General features: G+C 52.9%; 19 protein-coding genes, 4 tRNA genes, 1 rRNA gene and 1 riboswitch. Of the genes, 6 read left to right on the top strand and 18 right to left on the bottom strand.

Annotation, left to right across the window (positions count from 1 at the left end; all coding sequences use genetic code 11):
* Window positions 1-19: 19 nt before the first annotated feature.
* Entirely contained in the window at window positions 20-790 is a 771-nt protein-coding gene (gene nudC / locus ACMGGP_RS19050; RefSeq protein ID WP_064691050.1) for an NAD(+) diphosphatase, read from the bottom strand.
* Window positions 791-879: 89 nt separating this feature from the next.
* Between nudC and ACMGGP_RS19045 the strand changes: the two genes are divergently transcribed.
* The 3 genes from ACMGGP_RS19045 to thiE all read left to right on the top strand — a co-directional run bounded on the left by ACMGGP_RS19045 (window position 880) and on the right by thiE (window position 4,278).
* On the top strand, window positions 880-1,386 hold the full coding sequence (locus ACMGGP_RS19045) for an Rsd/AlgQ family anti-sigma factor (RefSeq protein WP_010261059.1): 507 nt from the start codon (window positions 880-882) through the stop codon (window positions 1,384-1,386).
* A 152-nt stretch (window positions 1,387-1,538) separates the two neighbouring features.
* Window positions 1,539-1,639, top strand: a riboswitch (TPP riboswitch).
* An 87-nt stretch (window positions 1,640-1,726) separates the two neighbouring features.
* Window positions 1,727-3,649 (top strand): phosphomethylpyrimidine synthase ThiC, encoded by a 1,923-nt coding sequence (gene thiC / locus ACMGGP_RS19040; protein WP_498798705.1) that lies wholly within the window; start codon window positions 1,727-1,729, stop codon window positions 3,647-3,649.
* 2 nt (window positions 3,650-3,651) lie between these two features.
* Window positions 3,652-4,278: a thiamine phosphate synthase gene (gene thiE / locus ACMGGP_RS19035; RefSeq protein WP_045140883.1), complete on the top strand. Its 627-nt coding sequence runs from the start codon at window positions 3,652-3,654 to the stop codon at window positions 4,276-4,278.
* A 194-nt stretch (window positions 4,279-4,472) separates the two neighbouring features.
* On the opposite strand, the gene ACMGGP_RS19030 is transcribed toward thiE, so the two are convergent.
* Window positions 4,473-5,927: an aminotransferase-like domain-containing protein gene (locus ACMGGP_RS19030; RefSeq protein ID WP_010672226.1), complete on the bottom strand. Its 1,455-nt coding sequence runs from the start codon at window positions 5,925-5,927 to the stop codon at window positions 4,473-4,475.
* 174 nt (window positions 5,928-6,101) lie between these two features.
* Here ACMGGP_RS19030 and ACMGGP_RS19025 point away from each other — a divergent pair, with 174 nt between their 5' ends.
* Window positions 6,102-6,284: a DUF1127 domain-containing protein gene (locus ACMGGP_RS19025; RefSeq protein WP_010261051.1), complete on the top strand. Its 183-nt coding sequence runs from the start codon at window positions 6,102-6,104 to the stop codon at window positions 6,282-6,284.
* Between the two features lie 55 nt (window positions 6,285-6,339).
* Here ACMGGP_RS19025 and rpoC read toward each other — a convergent pair whose 3' ends face one another.
* The 13 genes from rpoC to ACMGGP_RS18960 form a co-directional block, all read right to left on the bottom strand.
* Window positions 6,340-10,479 carry a DNA-directed RNA polymerase subunit beta' gene (gene rpoC, locus ACMGGP_RS19020; RefSeq protein ID WP_229518768.1) on the bottom strand — a complete coding sequence of 1,380 codons (4,140 nt, stop codon included), beginning with the start codon at window positions 10,477-10,479 and terminating at the stop codon, window positions 6,340-6,342.
* A 213-nt stretch (window positions 10,480-10,692) separates the two neighbouring features.
* Window positions 10,693-14,721, bottom strand: coding sequence for a DNA-directed RNA polymerase subunit beta (gene rpoB, locus ACMGGP_RS19015; protein WP_010261046.1), 4,029 nt, complete (start codon window positions 14,719-14,721; stop codon window positions 10,693-10,695).
* Window positions 14,722-15,051: 330 nt separating this feature from the next.
* Window positions 15,052-15,414, bottom strand: coding sequence for a 50S ribosomal protein L7/L12 (rplL, locus tag ACMGGP_RS19010; RefSeq protein ID WP_008927142.1), 363 nt, complete (start codon window positions 15,412-15,414; stop codon window positions 15,052-15,054).
* A gap of 65 nt (window positions 15,415-15,479) precedes the next feature.
* The gene (gene rplJ, locus ACMGGP_RS19005) at window positions 15,480-15,977 is read right to left on the bottom strand and encodes a 50S ribosomal protein L10 (protein ID WP_003848098.1); all 498 of its coding nucleotides are present in this window, start codon (window positions 15,975-15,977) and stop codon (window positions 15,480-15,482) included.
* Between the two features lie 365 nt (window positions 15,978-16,342).
* On the bottom strand, window positions 16,343-17,047 hold the full coding sequence (gene rplA / locus ACMGGP_RS19000; RefSeq protein WP_010261038.1) for a 50S ribosomal protein L1: 705 nt from the start codon (window positions 17,045-17,047) through the stop codon (window positions 16,343-16,345).
* Window positions 17,048-17,050: 3 nt separating this feature from the next.
* Window positions 17,051-17,479: a 50S ribosomal protein L11 gene (gene rplK, locus ACMGGP_RS18995; RefSeq protein ID WP_006121495.1), complete on the bottom strand. Its 429-nt coding sequence runs from the start codon at window positions 17,477-17,479 to the stop codon at window positions 17,051-17,053.
* A 147-nt stretch (window positions 17,480-17,626) separates the two neighbouring features.
* Window positions 17,627-18,172 (bottom strand): transcription termination/antitermination protein NusG, encoded by a 546-nt coding sequence (gene nusG, locus ACMGGP_RS18990; protein WP_003848088.1) that lies wholly within the window; start codon window positions 18,170-18,172, stop codon window positions 17,627-17,629.
* 1 nt (window position 18,173) lies between these two features.
* Window positions 18,174-18,557: a preprotein translocase subunit SecE gene (gene secE / locus ACMGGP_RS18985; RefSeq protein ID WP_008927141.1), complete on the bottom strand. Its 384-nt coding sequence runs from the start codon at window positions 18,555-18,557 to the stop codon at window positions 18,174-18,176.
* Between the two features lie 231 nt (window positions 18,558-18,788).
* The gene (gene tuf, locus ACMGGP_RS18980) at window positions 18,789-19,973 is read right to left on the bottom strand and encodes an elongation factor Tu (RefSeq protein ID WP_010261012.1); all 1,185 of its coding nucleotides are present in this window, start codon (window positions 19,971-19,973) and stop codon (window positions 18,789-18,791) included.
* A 108-nt stretch (window positions 19,974-20,081) separates the two neighbouring features.
* Window positions 20,082-20,157: transfer RNA gene (locus tag ACMGGP_RS18975), tRNA-Thr, on the bottom strand.
* Window positions 20,158-20,162: 5 nt separating this feature from the next.
* Window positions 20,163-20,237 (bottom strand) — tRNA-Gly (locus ACMGGP_RS18970).
* Between the two features lie 191 nt (window positions 20,238-20,428).
* Window positions 20,429-20,513, bottom strand: a tRNA-Tyr gene (locus tag ACMGGP_RS18965).
* Between the two features lie 7 nt (window positions 20,514-20,520).
* A tRNA-Thr gene (locus ACMGGP_RS18960) sits at window positions 20,521-20,596 on the bottom strand.
* A 37-nt stretch (window positions 20,597-20,633) separates the two neighbouring features.
* On the opposite strand from ACMGGP_RS18960, the gene ACMGGP_RS18955 reads away from it, so the two are divergent.
* Both ACMGGP_RS18955 and coaA read left to right on the top strand, forming a co-directional pair.
* Window positions 20,634-21,125: a hypothetical protein gene (locus tag ACMGGP_RS18955; protein WP_498798704.1), complete on the top strand. Its 492-nt coding sequence runs from the start codon at window positions 20,634-20,636 to the stop codon at window positions 21,123-21,125.
* 242 nt (window positions 21,126-21,367) lie between these two features.
* Window positions 21,368-22,321: a type I pantothenate kinase gene (gene coaA, locus ACMGGP_RS18950; protein WP_069025620.1), complete on the top strand. Its 954-nt coding sequence runs from the start codon at window positions 21,368-21,370 to the stop codon at window positions 22,319-22,321.
* Window positions 22,322-22,364: 43 nt separating this feature from the next.
* On the opposite strand, the gene birA is transcribed toward coaA, so the two are convergent.
* The 3 genes from birA to rrf form a co-directional block, all read right to left on the bottom strand.
* Window positions 22,365-23,324 carry a bifunctional biotin--[acetyl-CoA-carboxylase] ligase/biotin operon repressor BirA gene (birA, locus tag ACMGGP_RS18945; RefSeq protein WP_010261004.1) on the bottom strand — a complete coding sequence of 320 codons (960 nt, stop codon included), beginning with the start codon at window positions 23,322-23,324 and terminating at the stop codon, window positions 22,365-22,367.
* Window positions 23,321-24,358, bottom strand: coding sequence for a UDP-N-acetylmuramate dehydrogenase (gene murB, locus ACMGGP_RS18940; RefSeq protein ID WP_158132083.1), 1,038 nt, complete (start codon window positions 24,356-24,358; stop codon window positions 23,321-23,323). Before murB ends, birA begins: the two co-directional genes overlap by 4 nt.
* 150 nt (window positions 24,359-24,508) lie before the next feature.
* Window positions 24,509-24,624 (bottom strand): 5S ribosomal RNA (gene rrf, locus ACMGGP_RS18935).
* Between the last annotated feature and the right edge of the window lie 144 nt (window positions 24,625-24,768).

Here is a 24,768-nt window from a genome sequence, read left to right as displayed (position 1 = left end):
GGCGTGTAGTGTAGCACTTTCACACTTCGGTGCGGCACAGAGCGACGGTATCTTCAATCAGGCGGCGTGCCACGGTGCCTGGCGGTGGCAGCAACGGCAGCTCATCAAAACGGAACCAGGCCGCATCCAGCAGCTCTTTACCGTCGTGCTGCAGATCGCCGCTGTCATACTCCGCCATAAAGGCTGTCATCAGCGATTGCGGGAAGGGCCACGGCTGGGAGGTAACGTAACGGACGTTTTTGACGCGGATATTGCTCTCTTCCATCACTTCGCGGGCAACGGCCTGCTCCAGCGTCTCGCCCACCTCCACAAAACCTGCCAGCACGGTGTAGACCTTGTTGCGATGGCGGGCATGATTCGCCAGCAGGATTTCATCACCGCGACGGATAGCCACAATGATGCAGGGTGCGATCTGCGGATAGTAACGCTCGCGGCAATGGCTGCAGAGACAGGCAAATTCATGTTTGCTTTGGTGCATTTCATGGCCGCAATAGCCGCACCAGCGATGAGAACGGTAGAATTCCGCCAGTTGCACACCGCGACCCACCAGCTGAAACAGCGCCACATCCTGATCGATCAGCTGTCGTACTGAGAACATATCGGCAGAACGCGGCTCACAAATCAGCCAGACTTTTTCGCCCTGCCACTCACCGATGGTCCGGGCTTTACTGCCGGTCAAACCAAATTTTTCGGCGTTTCCGTGGGGTAAATCACCTTGTGGTAACCAAAGTTTCTGTTCATGGCTGACAATCCACCATCCAGCGTCTACGCTTGAGATTTCGCATTGCATTTATTTCGTCATCCTTAGCGTCAACTCGCACGCTGAAGTCCTGATGTTAAGTGTGTAGATAAACAACTATAACTCACATGGAGTTAGATATGCTTAACCAGTTAGACGTCCTGGCTGAACGCGTAGGTGGCAGTAATGAACTGGTCGATTCGTGGCTTGAAGCCCGTCGTCAGCTACTGGTGACCTATTATCACCTGGTCGGACTTAAACCAAACAAAGAGGCGCTGACGCGTCTTGATGAGCAGGCTCTGGACAACTTCTGTCACGGTCTGGTCGATTATCTTTCTGCGGGTCACTTCAGTATCTATGAACGCGTGATCAGTGAAATGAGTGGCGACAGCCCGATGATTGCCGCCGCACAGATCTATCCACCGCTGGAAGCCAATACTGAGCGTCTGATGCAGCTGTATGACGGCCACCTGCAGCAGGCGATCGACGACGAAAACTGCATGACCTTCCAGCAGGCACTTTCCGAAGTGGGTGAAGTGCTGGAAGCACGCTTTACGCTGGAAGATAAGCTGATCCAGCTGGCATGGGATAACCAGCTTGTCCCCCCGCCGGTTGCCAATGACAGCCATATCGCGCGTCCGGCTTAATCATCATCTCCGGCAAAGGGGTTGAGATTATCCCGTAGCCCTTTTATGCTGAACAGGTTCTGAGGAGAGTGCTCCAAAGAACCTTTTTGATTTTTGCTTTGAAATATAAGGTTTTTACACCTGGCTCTGTTATCAGACACCCGCGTAAAAACCGCTTCTTGTCGGAGTGCCCAGTTGGGCTGAGACCGTTAATTCGGGATCCGCGGAACCTGATCAGGTTAGAACCTGCGAAGGGAACAAGAGTAAATATTCTCTGTATGCCAGCATGCTTATGCTGTCTATACGGTTACTCCTTCCGAACTCCGGACAAGCATCGTTCCCCCTTAACAGGAAGATTGCTATGTCTGACCAAAAAACAACCCGTCGTGAACAGCGTGCCCTGGCGCAGGAATTTATTGATTCCCTGCAAAGCGGCAGTGCATTTCCCCAGTCCCGCCGCATCTGGATTACCGGCAGCCGCGAGGATATTCGCGTTCCCATGCGTGAAATCGTGCTAAGCCCGACTCACATCGGCGGCAGCAAAGAACAGCCTCTCTATGAGCAGAACGAAGCGGTACCGGTCTATGACACGGCGGGTGCCTATGGCGATCCCGCGGCACAGATCGATGTTCATCGGGGCCTGGAAAAGCTGCGCGCCCGCTGGATTGCTGAACGCGACGACAGCGAACTTCTCGAACAGAACAGCTCAGGCTATACCCAGCAGCGGCTGGCTGACGAGGGGCTGGATCATCTGCGTTTCGATCAACTGCCGACACCGCGCCGTGCCCGCGCAGGCTGCTGCGTCACGCAATTGCACTATGCCCGCCAGGGGATCATCACCCCGGAGATGGAATTTATCGCACTGCGGGAAAACATGGGCCGTGAGCGAATCCGCAGTGAGGTATTGCTGCAACAGCATCCTGGCCACAGTTTTGGCGCGCATCTGCCAGCCAGTATCACGCCCGAGTTTGTGCGTCAGGAGGTCGCTGCCGGACGTGCCATCATCCCTGCCAATATCAATCACCCTGAATCGGAGCCGATGATCATTGGCCGCAACTTTCTGGTTAAGGTCAATGCCAACATCGGTAACTCGGCGGTGACCTCTTCTATTGAGGAAGAGGTGGAAAAACTGGTCTGGTCGACTCGCTGGGGTGCCGATACGGTGATGGATCTCTCTACCGGTCGTTATATTCATGAAACGCGCGAATGGATTTTGCGAAACAGCCCGGTGCCAATCGGTACAGTGCCGATTTATCAGGCGCTGGAAAAAGTGAATGGCGTGGCCGAGGCGCTGAACTGGGAAATATTCCGCGATACGCTGCTTGAGCAGGCGGAACAGGGTGTCGATTACTTCACTATCCACGCTGGCGTGCTGCTGCGTTATGTCCCGATGACGGCGAAACGTCTGACCGGAATTGTATCGCGGGGTGGATCTATCATGGCGAAATGGTGCCTGTCGCATCATCAGGAGAGCTTCCTGTATCAGCACTTCCGGGAGATTTGTGAAATCTGCGCCGCCTATGATGTCTCCCTGTCGCTGGGCGATGGCCTTCGTCCGGGTTCCATTCAGGATGCCAACGATGAGGCGCAGTTTGCCGAACTGCGTACCCTGGGCGAACTGACCCGTATTGCCTGGGAATATGACGTTCAGGTCATGATTGAAGGCCCGGGGCACGTCCCGATGCATATGATCCGCCGCAACATGACCGAACAGCTCGACCTGTGCGATGAAGCCCCCTTCTACACCCTTGGCCCGCTGACCACCGACATCGCGCCCGGCTATGACCATTTCACCTCCGGTATCGGTGCTGCCATGATTGGCTGGTTTGGTTGCGCAATGTTGTGTTACGTCACGCCCAAAGAGCATCTGGGTCTGCCGAACAAAGAGGATGTGAAGCAGGGGTTGATCACCTACAAAATCGCGGCGCATGCCGCCGATCTGGCGAAAGGCCATCCGGGTGCGCAGATCCGTGATAACGCCATGTCCAAAGCGCGCTTTGAGTTCCGCTGGGAAGATCAGTTTAATCTGGCGCTGGATCCCCATACGGCACGGGCAATGCATGATGAAACCCTGCCGCAAGAGTCGGGCAAAGTGGCCCATTTCTGCTCGATGTGTGGCCCTAAGTTCTGCTCGATGAAAATTTCCCAGGAGGTGCGCGAGTTCGCAGCACGTCAGGATACGCACGCCGAGCCCGTTGAAGTGGGCATGGCGCAAATGTCAGACCGTTTTCGTCGGCGCGGCGGTGAGCTTTATCATCCCGCCGATGCCATTAAGGAGGAGTAACGATGCCCGCATTTCCCGCTACCGCCCCGCGCCTGGGGCTTTATCCGGTGGTTGATAGCCCCGACTGGATTGAGCGCCTGCTGAAGATGGGCGTTCGTACACTGCAGCTGCGCATCAAAGATCAGCCCGATGAGGTCGCCGAGCCCGCCATCGCTCAGGCGATTGCAATGGGTAAACGCTATGACGCGCGCCTGTTTATCAATGACTACTGGCAGCTGGCGATAAAGCATCAGGCTTATGGCGTGCATCTGGGTCAGGAGGATCTCGATGTCGCCGATCTTGCCAGGATTCATCAGGCAGGATTGCGTCTGGGGCTCTCCACCCATGACGATGCTGAACTGGACCGCGCACTGGCAATCCAGCCCTCTTACATCGCGCTTGGACATATTTTCCCGACGCAGACCAAAGAGATGCCTTCTGCGCCGCAGGGCATTGAGCAGCTGAAGCGGCATCTGACGCGCCTGACGCATATCCCCACCGTGGCAATTGGCGGTATTTCGATTGCTCGGGCACCTGACGTGCTGGCAACCGGCGTAGGGAGTATTGCGGTGGTGAGTGCGATTACCCAGGCAGATGACTGGCGTGAAGCAACACGTACTTTGCTGGCGCTGGCAGAGCTTCACCAATAAGGATTTGTGGAAGCTGTCCCGCATAGCGGCTGCAAAACCAGTAACGCCAGCGTTTCTGCCGGGAAAGCGGTGCGCAAAAGCGTAAGTTGCCGCTGGCGTGCTCTGATCCAAAACCTTAACGTGGCCTCCGTCAGGTTAAGGTTATCTGACCAGGGCCGGTTCCCTCCTCTTGCCGGCCCTGCTTCTTCTTTTCGCTATGCGAGAGTTGAAGCTGAAATCTGCGTTTCATGCTGGCACGAGAGCATGGCGCGTTCGACGGCTGCACCCACCAGCGCCAGCGCCTTTTCAGTCTGCTCGTTGATCGGCAGCCCGTAGTTTAAGCGCAGACAGTTACGGTATTTACCCGAGGCCGAAAAGAGTGAGCCTACGGCTATCTGAATTTTTGACTCGCGCAATTCGCGGTTGAGCCGGACCGCATCAAACGCTTCGGGGAGCTCTATCCACATCAGAAAACCGCCCTGAGGACGGGAAACGCAGATGCCGCAGGGAAAGTAGTGGCGCACCCAGCAGCTAAAGGTTTCATAGTTACGATGATAGATTTGCCGCATCCGGCGCAGATGGGGCTGATAATGGCCCTGGCGGATAAACTCGGAGACCGCATGCTGAGGCTGTGTGGCGGTGGAACCTGTGACGATATATTTCATGTGCAGTACACGGTCGCGATAGCGGCCGGGTGCAACCCAGCCGACACGCAAACCTGGCGCCAGCGTTTTGGAAAAGGAGCTGCACAGCAGAACCCGGCCATCGAGATCCAGCGCTTTAATGGTCGCTGGGCGCGGATATTCCCAGGCTAACTCACCATAAACATCATCTTCAATGACCGCCGCGTCAAACCGCTGCGCCAGGGCAAGCAATGCCCGCTTACGCGGCTCAGGCATGATAAATCCCAGCGGATTATTACAGTTCGGTACAACAACGACTGCTTTAATCGGCCATTGATCAAACGCCAGTTCCAGCGCTTCCAGGCTGATGCCGGTTACCGCATCAGTCGGGATCTCAATGGCACGAATGCCAAAGCCGCGCAGGGTTTGCATGATCCCGTGAAACGAAGGCGACTCAACGGCAATGATATCGCCCGGCTCGCAGACCGCACGCACGGCTACCGATAAGGCTTCATGGCAGCCGGTGGTAATAACAATGTCATCGGCGGTGAGCTGGCAACCGCTATCTATCGCCAGTCGTGCAACCTGTTGCCGCAGTGCGAGAACACCATAGAGGTTGTCATAATTGAGCAGCGCGATGTCCTGCTTCTGAGCCTGTCGGCTGAAGGCTTTCCACAGCGGCTTAAGCGTCGGTTGGGTCAGATCGGGCATACCGCTTCCCAGCTGCAACACATCATCTTCCAGACGGCTGTTAATCAGCTCCAGCACCGCATCCCACTGCGTTACCTCAACCGGCCGCTGTGCGGGACGGGTCAGCGCAGGCATCGGGGGCGTCGCCTTACGCGAGGCCACAAAATAGCCAGAGCGCGACTGCGGCGTAATCATCTGCTTCTCTTCCAGCAGATGATAAGCCTGCTGCACGGTGCTGATACTGACGCCATGTTCGGCACTCAGACTGCGTACCGAGGGCAGGCGCTCACCACTGCGATATAAACCTTGTTCGATACGCTGAGCCAGCAGCGTGGCCAGATGTTCATATCGCGTCATTGTATTTCCTCTGACTCAGTAGCTGAGCATTAACCGGTACAGTTATGCCTCTTTTTTACCATTCAGATCGCCATTACCGCAATCTGTATGTTAAAGAAAGGTGATTTTTGCGTCTGTATCATACAGAGCGATCCGCTGAGAATAGTCCTCAGACAATTCACTGAGGGCACTATCATGGGATACGACGAGAATCGCGCAGCTAAACCGTTTACAGGCACGCCTTACCAGTTGGTTCGCTATCTTTGGCGCAGTTATAAACGCTGGCAGCTGAGGCGTGAGACGCGCGTCATCCTGTCGAAGCTGAGTGACAGTCAGCTGAAAGACATTGGCCTTGGCCGCAACGACTGGAATGTCTGAATCAGAGACAAAAAAAAACCCTGCCGAGGCAGGGTTTTTATCAGGCAAAGGACGATTAATCGTCTTTGTTGCCGCCGAGACCGGCGTTCAACAGTTCAGCCAGGCTGGCTGAGGCTTCATCCGCAGTAACCTGCGGTGCAACCGGAACTTCACCTGCCGCTTTGCGGCGCATACGATCCTGATGGTACGCATAACCGGTACCGGCCGGGATCAGACGACCCACGATTACGTTCTCTTTCAGGCCGCGCAGTTCATCGCGCTTACCTGCTACTGCTGCTTCGGTCAGGACACGCGTGGTTTCCTGGAACGATGCTGCAGAGATGAACGATTCGGTAGCCAGTGACGCTTTGGTAATACCCAGCAGGTCACGCATGAAGGTTGCGCCAACTTTTCCGTTCGCTTCCAGATCACGGTTAGAGATCTTGATGCGAGAGAATTCAGCCTGCTCACCTTCCAGGAAGTCTGCACTTCCTGCGCTCACGATGGTTGCTTTACGCAGCATCTGACGAACGATGACTTCGATGTGCTTATCGTTAATCTTAACGCCTTGCAGACGGTAAACTTCCTGCACTTCGTTAGTGATGTAACGGGTCACCGCATGCACGCCACGCAAGCGCAGGATGTCATGTGGAGACTCTGGGCCATCGGAAACCACGTCACCGCGCTCAACACGTTCACCTTCGAACACGTTCAGCTGACGCCATTTCGGAATCATCTCTTCGTACGGCTCACTGCCATCCAGCGGAGTGATGACCAGACGACGCTTACCTTTGGTCTCTTTACCGAAGGAGATGATGCCGCTGATCTCCGCCAGAATAGCTGGCTCTTTCGGACGACGCGCTTCGAACAGGTCAGCAACGCGTGGCAGACCACCGGTAATATCCTTGGTACCGCCAGATTCCTGCGGAACACGCGCCAGCGTGTCACCAGCACTGATCTTCACGCCATCTTCCAGCTGAACAATCGCTTTACCCGGCAGGAAGTACTGAGCCGGCATGTCGGTGCCCGGGATCAGAACGTCGTTGCCGTTGGCATCAACAATTTTCAGCGCAGGACGCAGATCTTTACCGCCCGCAGTACGTTCAGCACTGTCCAGAACCACCAGCGAAGAAAGACCGGTTAAGTCATCTGTCTGACGGGTAATGGTCTGGCCATCAACCATGTCCGTGAAGCGAATGAAACCGCCCACTTCGGTGATGACTGGCATGGTATGCGGATCCCAGTTTGCGACGGTTTCGCCCGCTGCAACCTGCTCACCATCACCTTTCGCCATGGTAGAACCATAAGGAACTTTATAGCTCTCTTTGGTACGACCAAATTCGTCGATCATTTTCAGTTCAACGTTACGCGAGGTGATCACCAGCTTGCCTGCCGAGTTCGTTACCGACTTAGCGTTGGTCAGCTTGATGGTACCTTTGTTCTTCACCTGAATGCTGGATTCAGCAGCCGCACGTGATGCCGCACCACCGATGTGGAACGTACGCATCGTCAGCTGTGTACCTGGCTCACCGATGGACTGTGCCGCGATAACACCGATCGCTTCACCTTTGTTGATGATGTGACCACGTGCCAGGTCGCGACCATAGCAATGCGCACACACACCAAAGTCGGTTTCACAACCTACTACTGAGCGGACTTTCAGGCTGTCGACTGAGTTCAGTTCCAGCACGTCACACCAGTGCTCATCGAGCAGCGTGTTGCGTGGAACCAGAATATCAGCAGTACCCGGCTTCAGAACGTCTTCAGCGGTCACACGACCCAGAACACGTTCACGCAGTGGCTCTTTAACGTCGCCACCTTCGATGACAGGTGTCATCATGATGCCTTCGTGTGTACCACAGTCATCTTCGGTAACAACCAGATCCTGTGCAACGTCAACCAGACGACGCGTCAGATAACCGGAGTTCGCCGTTTTCAGTGCGGTATCCGCCAGACCTTTACGAGCACCGTGGGTTGAGATGAAGTACTGGAGTACGTTCAACCCTTCACGGAAGTTCGCCGTGATTGGTGTTTCGATGATGGAGCCATCTGGCTTCGCCATCAGACCACGCATACCGGCCAGCTGACGAATCTGTGCAGCAGAACCACGCGCACCGGAGTCAGCCATCATAAAGATGCTGTTAAAGGAAACCTGTCGCTCTTCTACGCCGTCACGGTTAATAACGGTTTCGGTTGAGAGGTTTTCCATCATCGCCTTGGCAACACGTTCGTTGGCTGCTGCCCAGATATCGATGACTTTGTTGTAACGTTCGCCTGCGGTTACCAGACCAGACTGGAACTGCTCCTGGATCTCAGCCACTTCTGCTTCCGCTTCGGTGATGATTTCCACTTTCTTCTCTGGAATAACCATGTCGTCGATGCCGACAGACGCGCCTGAACGGGCTGCGTAAGCGAAACCGGTGTACATGGTCTGGTCAGCAAAGATAACGGTCGGCTTCAGGCCCAGAATGCGGTAACAGGTGTTCAGCATTTTGGAGATAGCTTTTTTGCCCAGCGCCTGGTTAACGATGGAGAAAGGCAGACCTTTTGGCACGATCATCCACAGGATGGCACGGCCAACAGTGGTGTCGATGATGCTGGTTTTAGCAACCCACTCATCCTGCTCATTTTTCTCGTGTTCGGTGATACGCACCTTAACGCGAGCATGCAGCGATGCAAGGCCAGCGCGATAAATACGCTCAGCTTCTTTCGGGCCAGTCAGCACCATGCCTTCGCCTTTGGCGTTAACACAGTCACGGGTCATGTAGTACAGACCCAGTACAACGTCCTGAGAAGGAACGATGATTGGCTCGCCGTTCGCAGGTGACAGGATGTTGTTGGTCGACATCATCAGCGCACGCGCTTCCAGCTGGGCTTCCAGCGTCAGCGGTACGTGAACAGCCATCTGGTCACCATCGAAGTCGGCGTTGTATGCCGCACAAACCAGCGGGTGCAGCTGGATCGCTTTACCTTCGATCAGAACCGGTTCAAAGGCCTGAATACCCAGACGGTGCAGCGTAGGCGCACGGTTCAGCAGAACCGGGTGCTCACGGATCACTTCGTCGAGGATATCCCAGACAACCGCTTCTTCGCGCTCAACCATTTTCTTCGCGGCTTTGATGGTGGTGGCCAGGCCACGCAGTTCCAGCTTGCCGTAAATGAACGGTTTGAACAGTTCGAGTGCCATTTTCTTCGGCAGACCGCACTGATGCAGGCGCAGGTATGGACCTACGGTGATAACCGAACGACCAGAATAGTCGACACGTTTACCCAGCAGGTTCTGACGGAAACGACCCTGCTTACCTTTGATCATGTCAGCCAGCGATTTCAGCGGACGCTTGTTGGAACCGGTGATCGCACGACCGCGACGACCGTTGTCCAGCAGTGCATCGACCGCTTCCTGCAACATACGCTTTTCGTTGCGCACGATGATATCTGGCGCAGCCAGATCCAGCAGGCGTTTCAGGCGGTTGTTACGGTTGATCACGCGACGATAAAGATCGTTCAGATCCGACGTTGCGAAACGGCCACCATCCAGCGGTACCAGCGGACGCAAATCCGGTGGCAGAACAGGCAGCACGGTCAGGATCATCCACTCTGGCTTGTTGCCAGACTGTACGAACGCTTCCAGCAGCTTGATGCGCTTGGTCAGTTTTTTACGTTTGGTTTCGGAGTTAGTTTCGTTCAGCTCTTCACGCAGCTGCTCGCACTCCTGCTCCAGATCCATGTTTTTCAACAGGGCCTGGATCGCTTCGGCGCCCATTTTGGCGTCGAACTCGTCACCGAACTCTTCCAGAGCGTCAAGGTACTGCTCTTCAGTCAGAATCTGACGCTTCTCGAGGTTGGTCATGCCACCTTCGATTACTACGTAAGATTCAAAATAGAGCACGCGCTCGATGTCACGCAGTGGCATATCCAGCAGTAAGCCGATACGCGATGGCAGTGACTTCAGGAACCAGATGTGCGCAGTCGGCGACGCCAGTTCGATGTGGCCCATACGCTCACGGCGTACTTTAGTCTGGGTCACTTCAACGCCGCACTTCTCACAAATCACACCACGGTGTTTCAGGCGCTTGTATTTGCCGCACAGGCACTCATAGTCTTTTACCGGCCCGAAGATACGGGCACAGAACAGACCATCGCGCTCTGGCTTAAAAGTACGGTAGTTAATGGTTTCTGGCTTTTTCACTTCACCAAAAGACCAGGAACGGATCATGTCTGGCGAAGCCAGCGCAATTTTGATCGCATCAAACTCTTCGGTCTTAGTTTGCGCTTTCAGAAACTTAAGTAAGTCTTTCACGGATTAGCTCCCGTCGGAGTGAGACTCAGAGGGCGTCCAACCGAAATTGAACGCCCCGTAACCAGTACAATTGCGAGCGCTTTAAACCCTGCGCTTTCAGGCGGCGGCGAACCGCAGCCTGAAAAGGGGTTACTCGTCTTCCAGCTCGATGTTGATACCCAGCGAGCGAATCTCTTTCAACAGTACATTGAAGGATTCCGGCATGCCCGGTTCCATCTGATGGTTACCGTCAACGATGTTTTTATACATCTTGGTACGGCCGTTGACGTCATCAGACTTAACGGTAAGCATTTCCTGCAGGGTATACGCGGCACCATATGCTTCTAGTGCCCATACTTCCATCTCACCAAAGCGCTGACCACCGAACTGTGCCTTACCACCCAGCGGCTGCTGAGTAACCAGGCTGTAGGAACCGGTTGAACGCGCATGCATCTTGTCATCAACCAGGTGGTTGAGTTTCAGCATGTACATGTAGCCAACGGTTACCTGACGTTCGAACTGCTCACCGGTACGGCCGTCAAACAGGGTAATCTGACCGGAAGAAGGCAAGCCGCCGAGCTGCAGCAGCTCTTTGATTTCGCTCTCTTTCGCGCCATCAAACACCGGAGTGGCGATTGGCATACCTTTCTTCAGGTTCTCAGCCAGACGCAATACTTCGTCGTCGGAGAAGGTGTTCAGGTCAACTTTCTGACGCAGATCGCTACCCAGGTCATAGGCGCGCTGGATGAATTCGCGCAGTTTCGCGACGTCTTCCTGCTTTTTGAGCATGGCGTTGATCTTCTCGCCGATGCCTTTCGCTGCCATACCCAGGTGGGTTTCCAGAATCTGACCGATGTTCATACGCGATGGTACGCCCAGCGGGTTCAGAACGATGTCAACCGGCGTGCCGTTTTCATCGTAAGGCATATCTTCGATCGGGTTGATCTTAGAGATAACACCTTTGTTACCGTGACGGCCTGCCATTTTGTCACCCGGCTGAATCTGACGCTTAACAGCCAGATAAACCTTAACGATTTTCAGCACGCCTGGTGCCAGATCATCGCCCTGGGTGATTTTACGACGCTTACCTTCAAGTTTTTTCTCAAACTCGTGCTTCAGCTCGTCGTACTGCTCTGCCAGCTGCTCCAGCTGGTTTTGCTTGGCTTCGTCAGTCAGACCCAGTTCCAGCCAGCGCTCGCGCGGCAGCTTGTCCAGTTTGTCTGCTTCAACGCCACCAGAAATCAATACGTTCTGGATACGGCTGAACAGGCCCGCTTCCAGAATCTGCAGTTCTTCAGACAGGTCTTTCTTGGCCTGCTTCAGCTGCATCTCTTCAATTTCCAGCGCACGTTTGTCTTTTTCCACGCCATCGCGGGTAAAGACCTGAACGTCGATCACGGTGCCTGACACGCCATTCGGTACGCGCAGTGACGAATCTTTCACGTCAGAGGCTTTTTCACCGAAGATAGCGCGCAGCAGTTTCTCTTCTGGCGTCAGCTGGGTTTCACCTTTCGGCGTAACCTTACCAACCAGAATGTCGCCACCGGTCACTTCAGCACCGATGTAGACGATGCCTGACTCATCCAGTTTAGAGAGTGCAGCTTCACCCACGTTCGGGATATCAGCGGTAATCTCTTCCGGCCCCAGTTTGGTGTCACGCGACACGCAAGCCAGTTCCTGAATGTGGATAGTCGTAAAGCGATCTTCCTGAACCACACGCTCGGAGACCAGGATGGAGTCTTCGAAGTTGTAACCGTTCCACGGCATGAACGCTACGCGCATGTTCTGGCCCAGCGCCAGTTCACCCAGATCGGTGGACGGGCCATCTGCCAGCACGTCGCCGCGCTCAACCGGCTCACCCAGAGAAACACATGGCATCTGGTTGATGCAGGTGTTCTGGTTAGAACGGGTATATTTGGTCAGGTTGTAGATGTCGATACCGGCTTCGCCAGCATGCATTTCGTCTTCGTTAACTTTGATAACGATACGTGATGCGTCGACGTACTGTACGGTACCGCCACGTTTGGCAACGGCAGTTACACCGGAGTCAACGGCAACAGCACGTTCCATACCCGTACCAACCAGCGGCTTATCAGCACGCAGAGTCGGAACGGCCTGACGTTGCATGTTCGCACCCATCAGGGCGCGGTTAGCATCATCGTGTTCCAGGAACGGGATCAGTGACGCACCGACAGAAACGATCTGTTGAGTCGAAACGTCCATGTAGTCAACCTGATCGCGGCTGAACAGACTTGATTCGCCTTTGCTACGGCAGGTGACCAGGTCATCAACAAACGCGCCGTTATCATCAAGAGGGGCGTTCGCCTGAGCGATAACGTAGTTACCCTCTTCGATAGCAGAGAGGTAGTGAATCTCGTCAGAAACCAGACCGTCGATAACACGGCGGTAAGGCGTCTCAAGGAAACCGTACTCGTTGGTCTGTGCATACACAGACAAGGAGTTGATCAGACCGATGTTCGGGCCTTCAGGGGTTTCGATTGGGCAGACACGACCGTAGTGCGTTGGGTGTACGTCACGCACTTCGAAGCCGGCACGCTCACGCGTCAAACCACCCGGGCCGAGAGCAGAGATACGACGTTTGTGCGTAATCTCTGACAGCGGGTTGTTCTGATCCATAAACTGAGAAAGCTGGCTGGAACCAAAGAACTCTTTCACCGCGGCCGAAATTGGCTTCGCGTTGATCATGTCCTGTGGCATCAGGGTATCAAGGTCGCCCAGTGACAGACGCTCTTTCACCGCACGCTCAACACGTACCAGACCGACACGGAACTGGTTCTCAGCCATTTCACCGACTGAACGAATACGACGGTTACCGAGGTGGTCGATATCGTCCACTTCGCCTTTACCGTTACGGATGTCGATCAGCTTCTTCATCACTTCGATGATGTCATCTTTGCTCAGGATGCCTGAACCTTCGATTTCATCACGCAGCAATGAACGGTTGAACTTCATACGACCCACAGCAGAAAGATCGTAACGATCTTCAGAGAAGAACAGGTTCTCAAACAGATTCTCTGCTGCTTCGCGTGTTGGCGGCTCACCAGGACGCATCATGCGGTAGATCTCAACCAGTGCGCTCAGACGATCGCTGGTTGGGTCGACACGCAGGGTCTCGGACATATATGGACCGTGGTCCAGATCGTTGGTGAACAGCGTTTCGATGCGCTTGTGACCGGACTGACTCAGTTTGGCCAGCAGATCCAGTGACAGTTCCATGTTCGCTGCAATGATCAGCTCACCGGTGCTCTCATCGATGTAGTCTTTAGCGACCACTTTGCCCGCGATATATTCAACCGGAACTTCGATGTGCTGAATGCCATCTTTTTCCAGCTGACGGATATGGCGCGCAGTAATACGGCGTGCTTTTTCGACGTAGACGGTGCCGTTCGCTTCGATATCGAAGGTCGCAGTTTCACCGCGCAGGCGCTCAGGCACCAGCTCCATCTGCAGCTTGTTGTCGCGAATTTCAAACACCACTTTCTCGAAGAAGATATCGAGGATCTGAGGTGTAGTGAACTGCAACGCACGCAGGATGATAGTGGCCGGCAGCTTACGACGACGGTCAATACGGACAAACAGGTTATCTTTCGGGTCAAACTCAAAGTCGAGCCATGAACCGCGGTAAGGGATGATACGTGCGTTGTAGAGCACTTTACCCGATGAGTGGGTTTTACCCTTATCGCTATCAAAGAACACGCCAGGACTACGGTGCAGCTGAGAAACGATAACGCGCTCGGTACCATTGATAACAAAGGTACCATTGTCGGTCATGAGCGGAATTTCGCCCATGTAGACTTCTTGTTCTTTAATGTCTTTTACGGTGCCTTCTGGCGCTTCGCGCTCATAGACCACCAGACGCAGTTTCACGCGCAGCGGTGCCGAATAGGTCACGCCACGGATCTGACACTCTTTCACGTCAAAGACAGGTTCACCCAGGCGATAGCTGACATACTGCAACTCAGAGTTGCCGCTGTAGCTCGCAATAGGGAATACAGAGCGGAATGCAGCTTCCAGTCCGTACTGACCTTCTGGATCTTGCTCGATAAACTTCTGGAACGAGTCGAGCTGGATGGAAAGGAGATAAGGTATGTCCAGTACTTGCGGACGTTTACCAAAATCCTTACGAATACGTTTTTTCTCGGTATAGGAGTAAACCATAGGGTTCCTCAGCTAGCTGACAAGTCGACCCACGCTGTCCGTCCTGACAGGACAGTTCATGCAACACGATTTTGTTTGATTCACTGGCTGCGCAGCAGCAGTGCAATACCTCTTTCTATCACGCTTAAATCATTTCATCGCTGTTGCGAGGGCAGGGAACCCGCACAGGTAGAGCGGTATATTAAGTCGTCGATAGAGAAAGATATTGAAGAGTAACAATGGACAAACAGTGTGAAACCCCATTGAGACCCTGTAGCGCAAAAAGGCTGGTGACCAAAAAGTCACCAGCCATCAGCCTGAAACTACTCAGACTGCAACCCGAAGGCTGTCTTACTTAACTTCAACTTCAGCGCCAGCTTCTTTCAGAGCAGCTTCAAGTGCAGCTGCGTCATCTTTGCTGATCGCTTCTTTGATTACGCCAGTTGCTTCAACCAGATCTTTGGCTTCTTTCAGGCCCAGACCAGTTGCAGTACGTACGGCTTTGATTACTGCAACCTTGTTCGGGCCAACAGCTTTCAGAACTACGTCGAATTCAGTTTTTTCTTCAACAGCTTCAGCCGGGCCCGCAGCAACAGCTACAGCAGCAGCAGCAGAAACGCCGAATTTTTCTTCCATAGCAGAAACCAGCTCAACTACTTCCATTACGGACATCGCTGCAACAGCTTCCAGAATTTGGTCTTTAGTAATAGACATGACAATTGTTCCTAAGAATCAGAAAAAGTTTATACGTAAGCAAGTACGAAGAAAAGAATATGACCTTAAGCCGCTTCTTTTGCATCGCGTACAGCAGCCAGAGTGCGGACCAGTTTGCCGGCAGCGGCTTCTTTCATGGTCGACATCAGACGTGCCAGTGCTTCTTCGTAGGTCGGCAGCGTTGCCAGACGGTCAATATTGGCCGCCGTGATCAGCTCACCTTCAAAGGCTGCAGCTTTGACCTCAAATTTTGCATTCGCTTTCGCGAAATCTTTGAACAGACGAGCAGCAGCGCCCGGGTGTTCCATAGAATATGCAATCAGGGTCGGACCAACAAACGTGTCTTTCAGGCACTCAAACTGAGTTCCTTCAACGACGCGGCGCAGCAGGGTGTTACGAACAACACGCATGTAAACGCCAGCTTCACGGCCTGCTTTACGCAGTTCGGTCATTTTATCAACGGTAACGCCACGGGAATCCGCAACAACCGCTGAAAGCGCACCTTTGGCTACTTCGCTGACTTCAGCAACAATCGCTTGTTTGTCTTGAAGATTTAATGCCATTAGCTTTTGCTCCTGGATTTGACCGGGAAAGGATTTCCCCGGAACTCACTTCACTTACTCACCCCAAGGGGAAATAAGCGCTCGAACACGGTGAGCAGAATCCAGCTAAGAAAAAATTCTTTTGGTTCTGTCACCGTCTACGCAGGGTATTAAGCGGAATATCCGGAGATAAGCAGCTCCTGCGGTCTTGGACGGAGGCCAGGATAAGGCCTGGCTCCAACCTAAATTCTGTGCGACGCAGCAGAGTCAGAGGGAAAGGCGATACACGCAACAATCAGTTCTGGCTCTCTGGTGTCCTGTTCCGTTAATAACAGAACAACGGGCGTAAGATTCTAGGTGAATTTTTCGCCCGTTTCAAGCAGCAATTAGTTTGCTGTTGCGTTCAGACCAGCCTGGTCAACGGCAACGCCGGCGCCCATGGTGGTTGAAAGGCTAACTTTCTTGATGTACACGCCTTTCGCCTGAGATGGTTTTGCTTTTTTCAGCGCAACCAGCAGAGACTCCAGGTTTTCTTTCAGTTTGTCAGCGTCAAAGTCCACTTTACCGATGGTAGTGTGGATGATGCCGTTTTTGTCGTTACGATAACGAACCTGACCCGCTTTAGCGTTCTTAACCGCTTCAGCAACGTTAGGCGTTACAGTACCGACTTTCGGGTTTGGCATCAGGCCACGTGGACCCAGAATCTGGCCCAGCTGGCCAACAACGCGCATTGCATCCGGAGAAGCAATAACAACGTCAAAATTCATTTCGCCTTTCTTGATCTGATCAGCCAGGTCTTCCATGCCTACCAGCTCAGCGCCTGCTGCTTTAGCAGCTTCAGCGTTGGCGCCCTGGGCGAAGACAGCAACACGTACTGAACGACCAGTACCGTGTGGCAGAACGGTCGCGCCGCGAACGTTCTGATCAGATTTACGTGCATCAATGCCGAGGTTGACAGCAACGTCAACGCTTTCAACGAACTTGGCAGTAGCCAGTTCTTTCAGCAGAGCAACAGCTTCAGCAATATCATACTGCTTGGTCGCGTCAACTTTGTCGCGAATTACGGTCATGCGCTTGGTCAGCTTAGCCATTTCTTAGTCCTCTACTACCAGGCCCATGGAACGAGCAGTACCTTCGATTGAGCGAGTCATCGCTTCAACGTCAGAACCAGTCATGTCCGCAGCTTTGGTTTCTGCGATTTCACGTACCTGAGCACGAGTCACTTTACCGACTTTATCTTTGTTCGGCTTACCAGAACCAGACTTGATGCCCGCTGCTTTTTTCAGCAGTACGGCAGCCGGAGGCGTTTTGGTAATGAAGGTAAAAGAACGGTCGCTGTATACGGTGATAACAACAGGAGTCGGCAGACCTTTTTCCAGAGATTCGGTCTTAGCGTTGAACGCTTTGCAGAATTCCATGATGTTAACACCCTGCTGACCCAGAGCTGGACCAACCGGTGGACTTGGGTTCGCCATACCAGCTGCAACCTGCAGCTTGACGTAGGCTTGGACTTTCTTAGCCATGATATTTCCTCAATTGGGTTATAGCGCCTGTAAAGGCTCCCCGTGATAACGATTTACACGCTGTTGCCAGCGCATAAAAACAAAAGGCGCGAAATTGTAGTTAAATTTCGCGCCTGCTGCAACAGCTAATTTGTGAGCGGAAAGAGGTTAACCTTTCTCCACCTGACCGAAGTCGAGCTCAACCGGCGTGGCACGTCCAAAGATGGAAACGGATACCGTCAGGCGGCTCTTCTCGTAATCCACATCTTCAACCACACCGTTAAAGTCAGCAAAAGGACCGTCATTAACGCGAACCATTTCACCTGGCTCAAACAGCGTTTTCGGACGAGGCTTGTCGCCGACCTGCTGCAGACGGTTCATGATCGCATCAACTTCTTTATCGCTGATAGGTGCCGGACGGTCAGATGTACCGCCGATGAAACCCATCACGCGTGGGACGCTGCGTACCAGGTGCCAGCTGGCGTCATTCATCACCATCTGAACCAGTACGTATCCCGGGAAAAACTTGCGCTCGCTCTTACGACGCTGGCCACCACGAATTTCAACGACTTCTTCAGTCGGAACCATGACGTCGCCAAACAGCTCTTCCATGTTGTGCAATTTGATATGCTCGCGCAGCGATTGTGCTACGCGGCCTTCAAAACCGGAAAACGCCTGTACGACGTACCAGCGTTTCTTTGGAGCTTCAGACATCTCAGAACCTCAGGCCAGTGATAAACGATACCAGACGGACCAGAATACCATCCAGCCCCCACAAAATCAGTGACATCACGGCAGTAACCGCGGCAACGATTAACGTGGTGTGCAGCGTTTCCTGGCGGGTTGGCCAGATAACCTTACGCATTTCTGTTCTTGCTTCACGAGCAAAAGCCACGGTCGCTTTGCCTTTGGTCGTTAAAAGCGCAATGCCGCCAGCCGCTGCAATCAGTACAACTACGGCTAAAGCACGCAGTGGCAGTGACACATCACGATAGAGGTAGTTACCTACAATCGCTGCAAGCAGCAGTAACACGACTACTACCCACTTTACCGCTTCCAGGCCACGCCCGCTCCCTTGAGCTTCGGTATTCGCACTCATAAACCAACCTGCCACAATAATTCAGAAACTATTCTGCCCCGCAGTGCGAGGCGTCCAAACCGAATGAGCTTTTGGGGCGTAACTCGGTATCCAACGCCGCATAACAGAGCCTGTCTCAGCAATGATTATGATTCAAAAAATCACTGATGAGCCAGGTTCTATGAAACAGCGTGCAAAAAGGGCATCAAATGATGCCCTTTCCGTGTGCATTGCGTCAAACGTTATCGGTAATTATGCGATAACTTTAGCAACAACACCCGCGCCAACGGTACGGCCACCTTCGCGGATTGCGAAGCGCAGACCTTCGTCCATTGCGATTGGGTGGATCAGGGTAACAACCATTTTGATGTTGTCGCCTGGCATGACCATCTCAACGCCTTCTGGCAGCTCTACTGAACCGGTTACGTCAGTTGTACGGAAGTAGAACTGTGGACGATAGCCTTTGAAGAACGGAGTATGGCGGCCACCTTCGTCTTTAGACAGAACGTAAACTTCTGACTCGAACTGGGTGTGCGGCTTGATTGAGCCTGGCTTAGCCAGAACCTGGCCACGCTGGATGTCTTCACGCTTGATACCGCGCAGCAGAACACCACAGTTTTCGCCTGCCTGACCCTGGTCCAGCAGCTTACGGAACATCTCAACACCAGTACAGGTTGATTTCGCAGTATCTTTGATACCCACGATTTCAACTTCGTCGCCGACTTTAACGATGCCGCGCTCAACACGACCGGTAACAACGGTACCACGGCCAGAGATTGAGAATACGTCTTCGATTGGCAGCAGGAACGGCATGTCAATCGCACGGACTGGATCCGGGATGTAGTTGTCCAGGTGTTCAGCCAGCTCAACGATTTTTGCTTCCCACTCAGGAACGCCTTCCAGCGCTTTCAGAGCAGAACCACGAACGATCGGAGTGTCATCGCCTGGGAAGTCGTACTGTGACAGCAGGTCACGTACTTCCATCTCTACCAGTTCCAGCAGCTCTTCATCATCAACCATGTCACACTTGTTCAGGAACACGATGATGTAAGGAACGCCAACCTGACGACCCAGCAGGATGTGCTCACGGGTCTGTGGCATTGGGCCATCAGTCGCAGCAACAACCAGGATCGCGCCGTCCATCTGCGCAGCACCGGTGATCATGTTTTTCACATAGTCGGCGTGGCCTGGGCAGTCAACGTGAGCGTAGTGACGTGCAGCAGTCTCATACTCAACGTGTGCGGTGTTGATGGTGATACCGCGGGCTTTTTCTTCAGGCGTGCTGTCGATCTGATCGAATGCACGAGCCTGGCCGCCGTTGGTTTTAGCCAGTACGGTAGTGATAGCTGCAGTCAGGGTGGTTTTACCGTGGTCAACGTGACCGATGGTGCCCACGTTTACGTGCAGTTTGTTACGTTGAAATTGCTCTTTAGCCATCGCTAGTCCCTCTAAGACACGGATATATCAATGATATCATCACATTAACCAGGCAATGCCTGACTGCAAGGAAGTTACAGAGAAAATCAGGAGGGAGATTAAAGGAAGTGGTGCTGATACCCAGAGTCGAACTGGGGACCTCACCCTTACCAAGGGTGCGCTCTACCAACTGAGCCATATCAGCACATCTGGAGCGGGCAGCGGGAATCGAACCCGCATCATCAGCTTGGAAGGCTGAGGTAATAGCCATTATACGATGCCCGCATCCTGGAACTCGGCTACCTGTTCTTTCTGTAGCTTGCAGATAACAGAGATGTTTCTCTGCTATCTACTGCCTGTCAGCGAAGCTGACCGACTTTGACTTCGCTAACGCTCAGTCTGAATTCAGGGTGATAAGTGACTCACCTGACAGATAAACAGGTTGTTTATCTGTGTACCCAACCGCGAGGTTGAGATGGTGGTGGGAGAAGGATTCGAACCTTCGAAGTCTGTGACGGCAGATTTACAGTCTGCTCCCTTTGGCCGCTCGGGAATCCCACCTACTTGATGGTGCCGGCTACCGGAATCGAACTGGTGACCTACTGATTACAAGTCAGTTGCTCTACCAACTGAGCTAAGCCGGCATCAAGTGGAGCGCATTCTAGGAAGGTCGGGCTCTGGATGCAACTAAAAAATCGCTTATTTTTTTCTATCGCTTACTATTTGTGCAAATCATCGCATTTTAGTGTTTTTTTGCAGAATATTTGTGCAATCTGGTCCTGTTTTCATAGGATCAGTCAGCCCGCGCTAATGCCTCACGCCTCTCCCTGGGTCGCTTTTCAGCAGGTAAATGATCTGCAGGCAGTATTTTTATTTCACACGCCTGTACCGAACGATGCTTTTTTGACCTCGCCTGCGCTTTTTTTTCATGTGCAGGCACTTTTCTGTAGAAAGCAGGCCTGTTTTGACATGCGTGTCCCTTATGTCGGTACGACGATGGCCAGGCGTGGAGCCTTTCAAAATGACTCTACGCCGTTTGTTCTTTTGCTGAAGTTCTTATGGGACATATTGAATTTGTACCGCATCAGCCTCTCTCTATGCCCTTATAGCGGCGTTTTGTCATTCAGACGTGTCAGATGTAAAAAGCAGATAAAAGCCGCACATGCGCTGTGATGACCTGCAATATCATAAACAACGATAAAGCAGTAAAAATTAAAGCCACCATGATGTTTTGTGGGTATGCCGACGAAAGCGAGATCACGTTTATCTTTTTACTTCTGTTAAAAGCCATACTGGTGATACCCTCCAGCCCATTGTTCTCACTGATAAACCAGCGATTCGTGATTCACTTCACCTGTGCTGTCCTGCTTATCGGATAACACGCGGTTGATAGCCATGAATTTGCGGTCAGATGCATGCTTATGGATAAAACGACCCCCCTGACAACGCCTTATTTAGAGTTCACTCGTGAGCAATGGGCTGCATTACGTGATTCCGTTCCTATGACGCTGTCAGAGGAAGAGATCGCGCAGCTGGAGGGCATCAACGAGGATCTCTCGCTGGAGGAAGTAGCGGAAATTTATCTGCCACTTTCGCGTCTGCTTAATTTTTATATAAGTTCTAACGTTCGCCGGCAGGCTGTACTGGAGCAATTTCTGGGCACCAATGGCCAGAAAATCCCCTATATCATCAGTATTGCGGGTAGCGTAGCGGTCGGTAAAAGCACGACTGCGCGTGTCTTGCAGGCTTTGCTCAGCCGCTGGCCTGAACATCGCAAAGTCGAATTGATCACTACTGATGGCTTCCTTCATCCTAATGCCGTGCTGAAAGAGCGTGGGTTAATGAAGAAAAAAGGATTCCCGCAATCCTACGATATGCACCGGTTGGTCAATTTCGTCTCCGATTTGAAGTCGGGAGCCAGTCAGGTGACTGCTCCGGTCTATTCACATCTGATTTATGATGTCATCCCTGATGGCGATAAAGTGATACAGCAGCCTGATATTCTGATTCTGGAAGGTCTGAATGTATTACAGAGTGGAATGGACTATCCCCACGATCCCCATCATGTCTTTGTTTCAGACTTCGTCGATTTTTCTATCTATGTTGATGCAGAGGAAGATCTCCTGCAAAGCTGGTATATCAATCGATTCCTGAAATTCCGCCAGGGCGCATTTACCAATCCGGACTCCTATTTCCATCATTACGCCCAGCTCTCAGAGGCAGAAGCAGTTGAAATTGCTGGCAATTTATGGAAAGAGATTAACTGGCTTAACCTGCAGGAAAATATCCTGCCGACGCGCGAGCGAGCCAGCCTGATCATGACCAAAAGTGGCGATCATGCGGTCGATAAGGTTCGCTTGCGTAAATAACTGCTGTCATAAAAAAGCCTGCGTTGCTGCAGGCTTTTTTTACTCAGACAGGACGCAGTGATATTTCTCCACCCACCCAGGCTTTTATTTCGCCATCCTGTTCCAGTAACAGGCCACCCTGGCTGTCTACGCCTCGCGCAATACCATGGACCTCACGTTCACCGATAAGCAGCTTAACCGGCCGGTTAATAAAGTTATCCAGCGCAGCCCAGCGTGCGACAAACGGGGTTAATCCCTCCTGCTCAAAGAGCGGCAGAGCTTCGCGCAGACTGTTGATCAGACGTGCCGCCAGCTCATTGCGGTTTACCGTTACCCCGGCCTCCTGCAGGTTAATCCAGCCCTGATTAATCTGTGATGCATCGGCTGTTCGCATCGCCAGGTTAATCCCCGCACCAATCACGATCTGCGCAGCATCGCCGGTTTTACCTGTCAGTTCGACCAGAATACCCGCCAGTTTACGATCGTTCAGGTAAATATCATTGGGCCATTTTACGCGGACATCATCGGCCCCTAATGAACGTAATGTCTCAGCCATGATAATGCCAATTACCAGGCTCAGACCCATCGCCGCTGCCGGCCCCTGCTCCAGACGCCAGTACATAGACATGTAGAGGTTTGCGCCAAAGGGCGAAAACCACTGACGGCCACGACGGCCACGACCCGCCTGCTGATATTCCGCAATGCAGGCAGCACCCGACTCCATTTCATGCATACGTTCCAGCAGATACTGATTTGTGGAATCAATCACCGGGATTACCGAGACGTTACCCTGCGTAACCTGTGAGAGTATCGCCTGCTCATCCAGCAGCTGTATCGGGGCAGAGAGACTGTAACCTTTGCCTGTCACGGTATAGACATCAAGACCCCAGCTTTTTAACGTCTGGATATGCTTATTTATGGCTGCGCGACTCATGCCCAGCGTTTCACCCAACTGCTCACCGGAATGGAACTCACCATCAGATAAGATATCAACCAGCTTTAGCGGAACATTATGGTCTTTCATGCGATCACCCCGACGGCATTACACTCACCCTGCGCCTGAATAAAGCGCACTTCGGGTTCAAGCCAGACATCGAATTTTTCACCAACCTGAGCGCGCACGGTTTTTGCCAGCGCAACGATATCGTCGGGAGTGGCATTTTCAGCGTTGATCAGCACCAGAGCCTGTTGCTGGTGAACTGCCGCGCCCCCGATGCGATAACCTTTCAGCTGGCACTGATCGATAAGCCATCCTGCTGCCAGTTTGATTTCACCATTTGGCATCAGATAGTGTGGCATAGCCGGAAAATGCGTCAGTAGTGAGCTGCACTGCACCTCGGTGACGACAGGATTTTTAAAAAAGCTGCCTACATTACCGGTGACTTTCGGATCGGGTAGTTTGCTCTGCCGCATCTGGCATACCGCGTGATAGACATCCCAGGCATTGGCCGTCACCGGATTGAGCGTTTTCAGATCGCCGTAGGTTAATACCGGTTGCCATTGCTTAGGCAATATTATCCCGACTGCGACGATGACATAGCCTGACTGGTAGTGATGTTTAAAAATGCTGTCACGATAGCCAAACTCACAGGCTTCACGATCGAGACGTTCTGTCTGACCACTGTGCAGATTAAGTACATCCACGTATTCGCAGACGTCTTTTAATTCCACGCCATAAGCACCTATGTTCTGAATCGGTGCCGAACCGGTCATACCAGGGATCAACGCCAGATTTTCCAGGCCTGTGATTCCTTTTTCCAGCGTGCTTTTAACCAGCTGATGCCAGTTCTCACCTGCCCCGACGTGTAATTTCCAGCACTCATATTCATCCTGAATTTTGATGCCTTTGATGCGGTTCAGCACCACTGTACCGGCAAAATCTTCCAGGAATAGGACATTGCTGCCTTCACCGAGCACAAGGAAAGGCGTTTGATCACTCTGGCTTGCCTGCCATGCTGCCAGAATGGCGGCTGGCGTCTCGGCGACGATGCGTTTCTGTGTATGTACTTCAAGCCCAAGCGTATTGTCGGCTTTTAAGGAGGGATGCTGGCTGGACATTTGACGGCCTTTACTGAGTTATCTGGCCGTAGTTTACCGTATCAGAGAGGGGTTCTCAGGCTGTTTTCGGGGGTTATGATGAGGTTTTTCACGATCTGCAGACGTAAAAAAGCCCCGCACTTCCGTGCGGGGCTTCTTCACTTATTTAATGCCTGGCAGTTCCCTACTCTCGCATGGGGAGACCCCACACTACCATCGGCGCTACGGCGTTTCACTTCTGAGTTCGGCATGGGGTCAGGTGGGACCACCGCGCTAAAGCCGCCAGGCAAATTCTTTGTGCTCTGTCCTGTGTCTTTTGTGCTGATGCTGCGTTGGCCGCCCTCGCGCTACTCCGTCACATACTTCAGTATGCTCCTTCGTATCGCCCGGTTGCCGCCTTGCCTCAGCGCAAAATCCTTCGGACTTCAGTC

The organism is Curtobacterium sp. BNK-1 (assembly GCF_048685235.1).
Taxonomy (GTDB): Bacteria; Pseudomonadota; Gammaproteobacteria; order Enterobacterales; family Enterobacteriaceae; genus Pantoea; species Pantoea agglomerans.
This window is presented reverse-complemented; position numbering and strand designations above follow the sequence as displayed.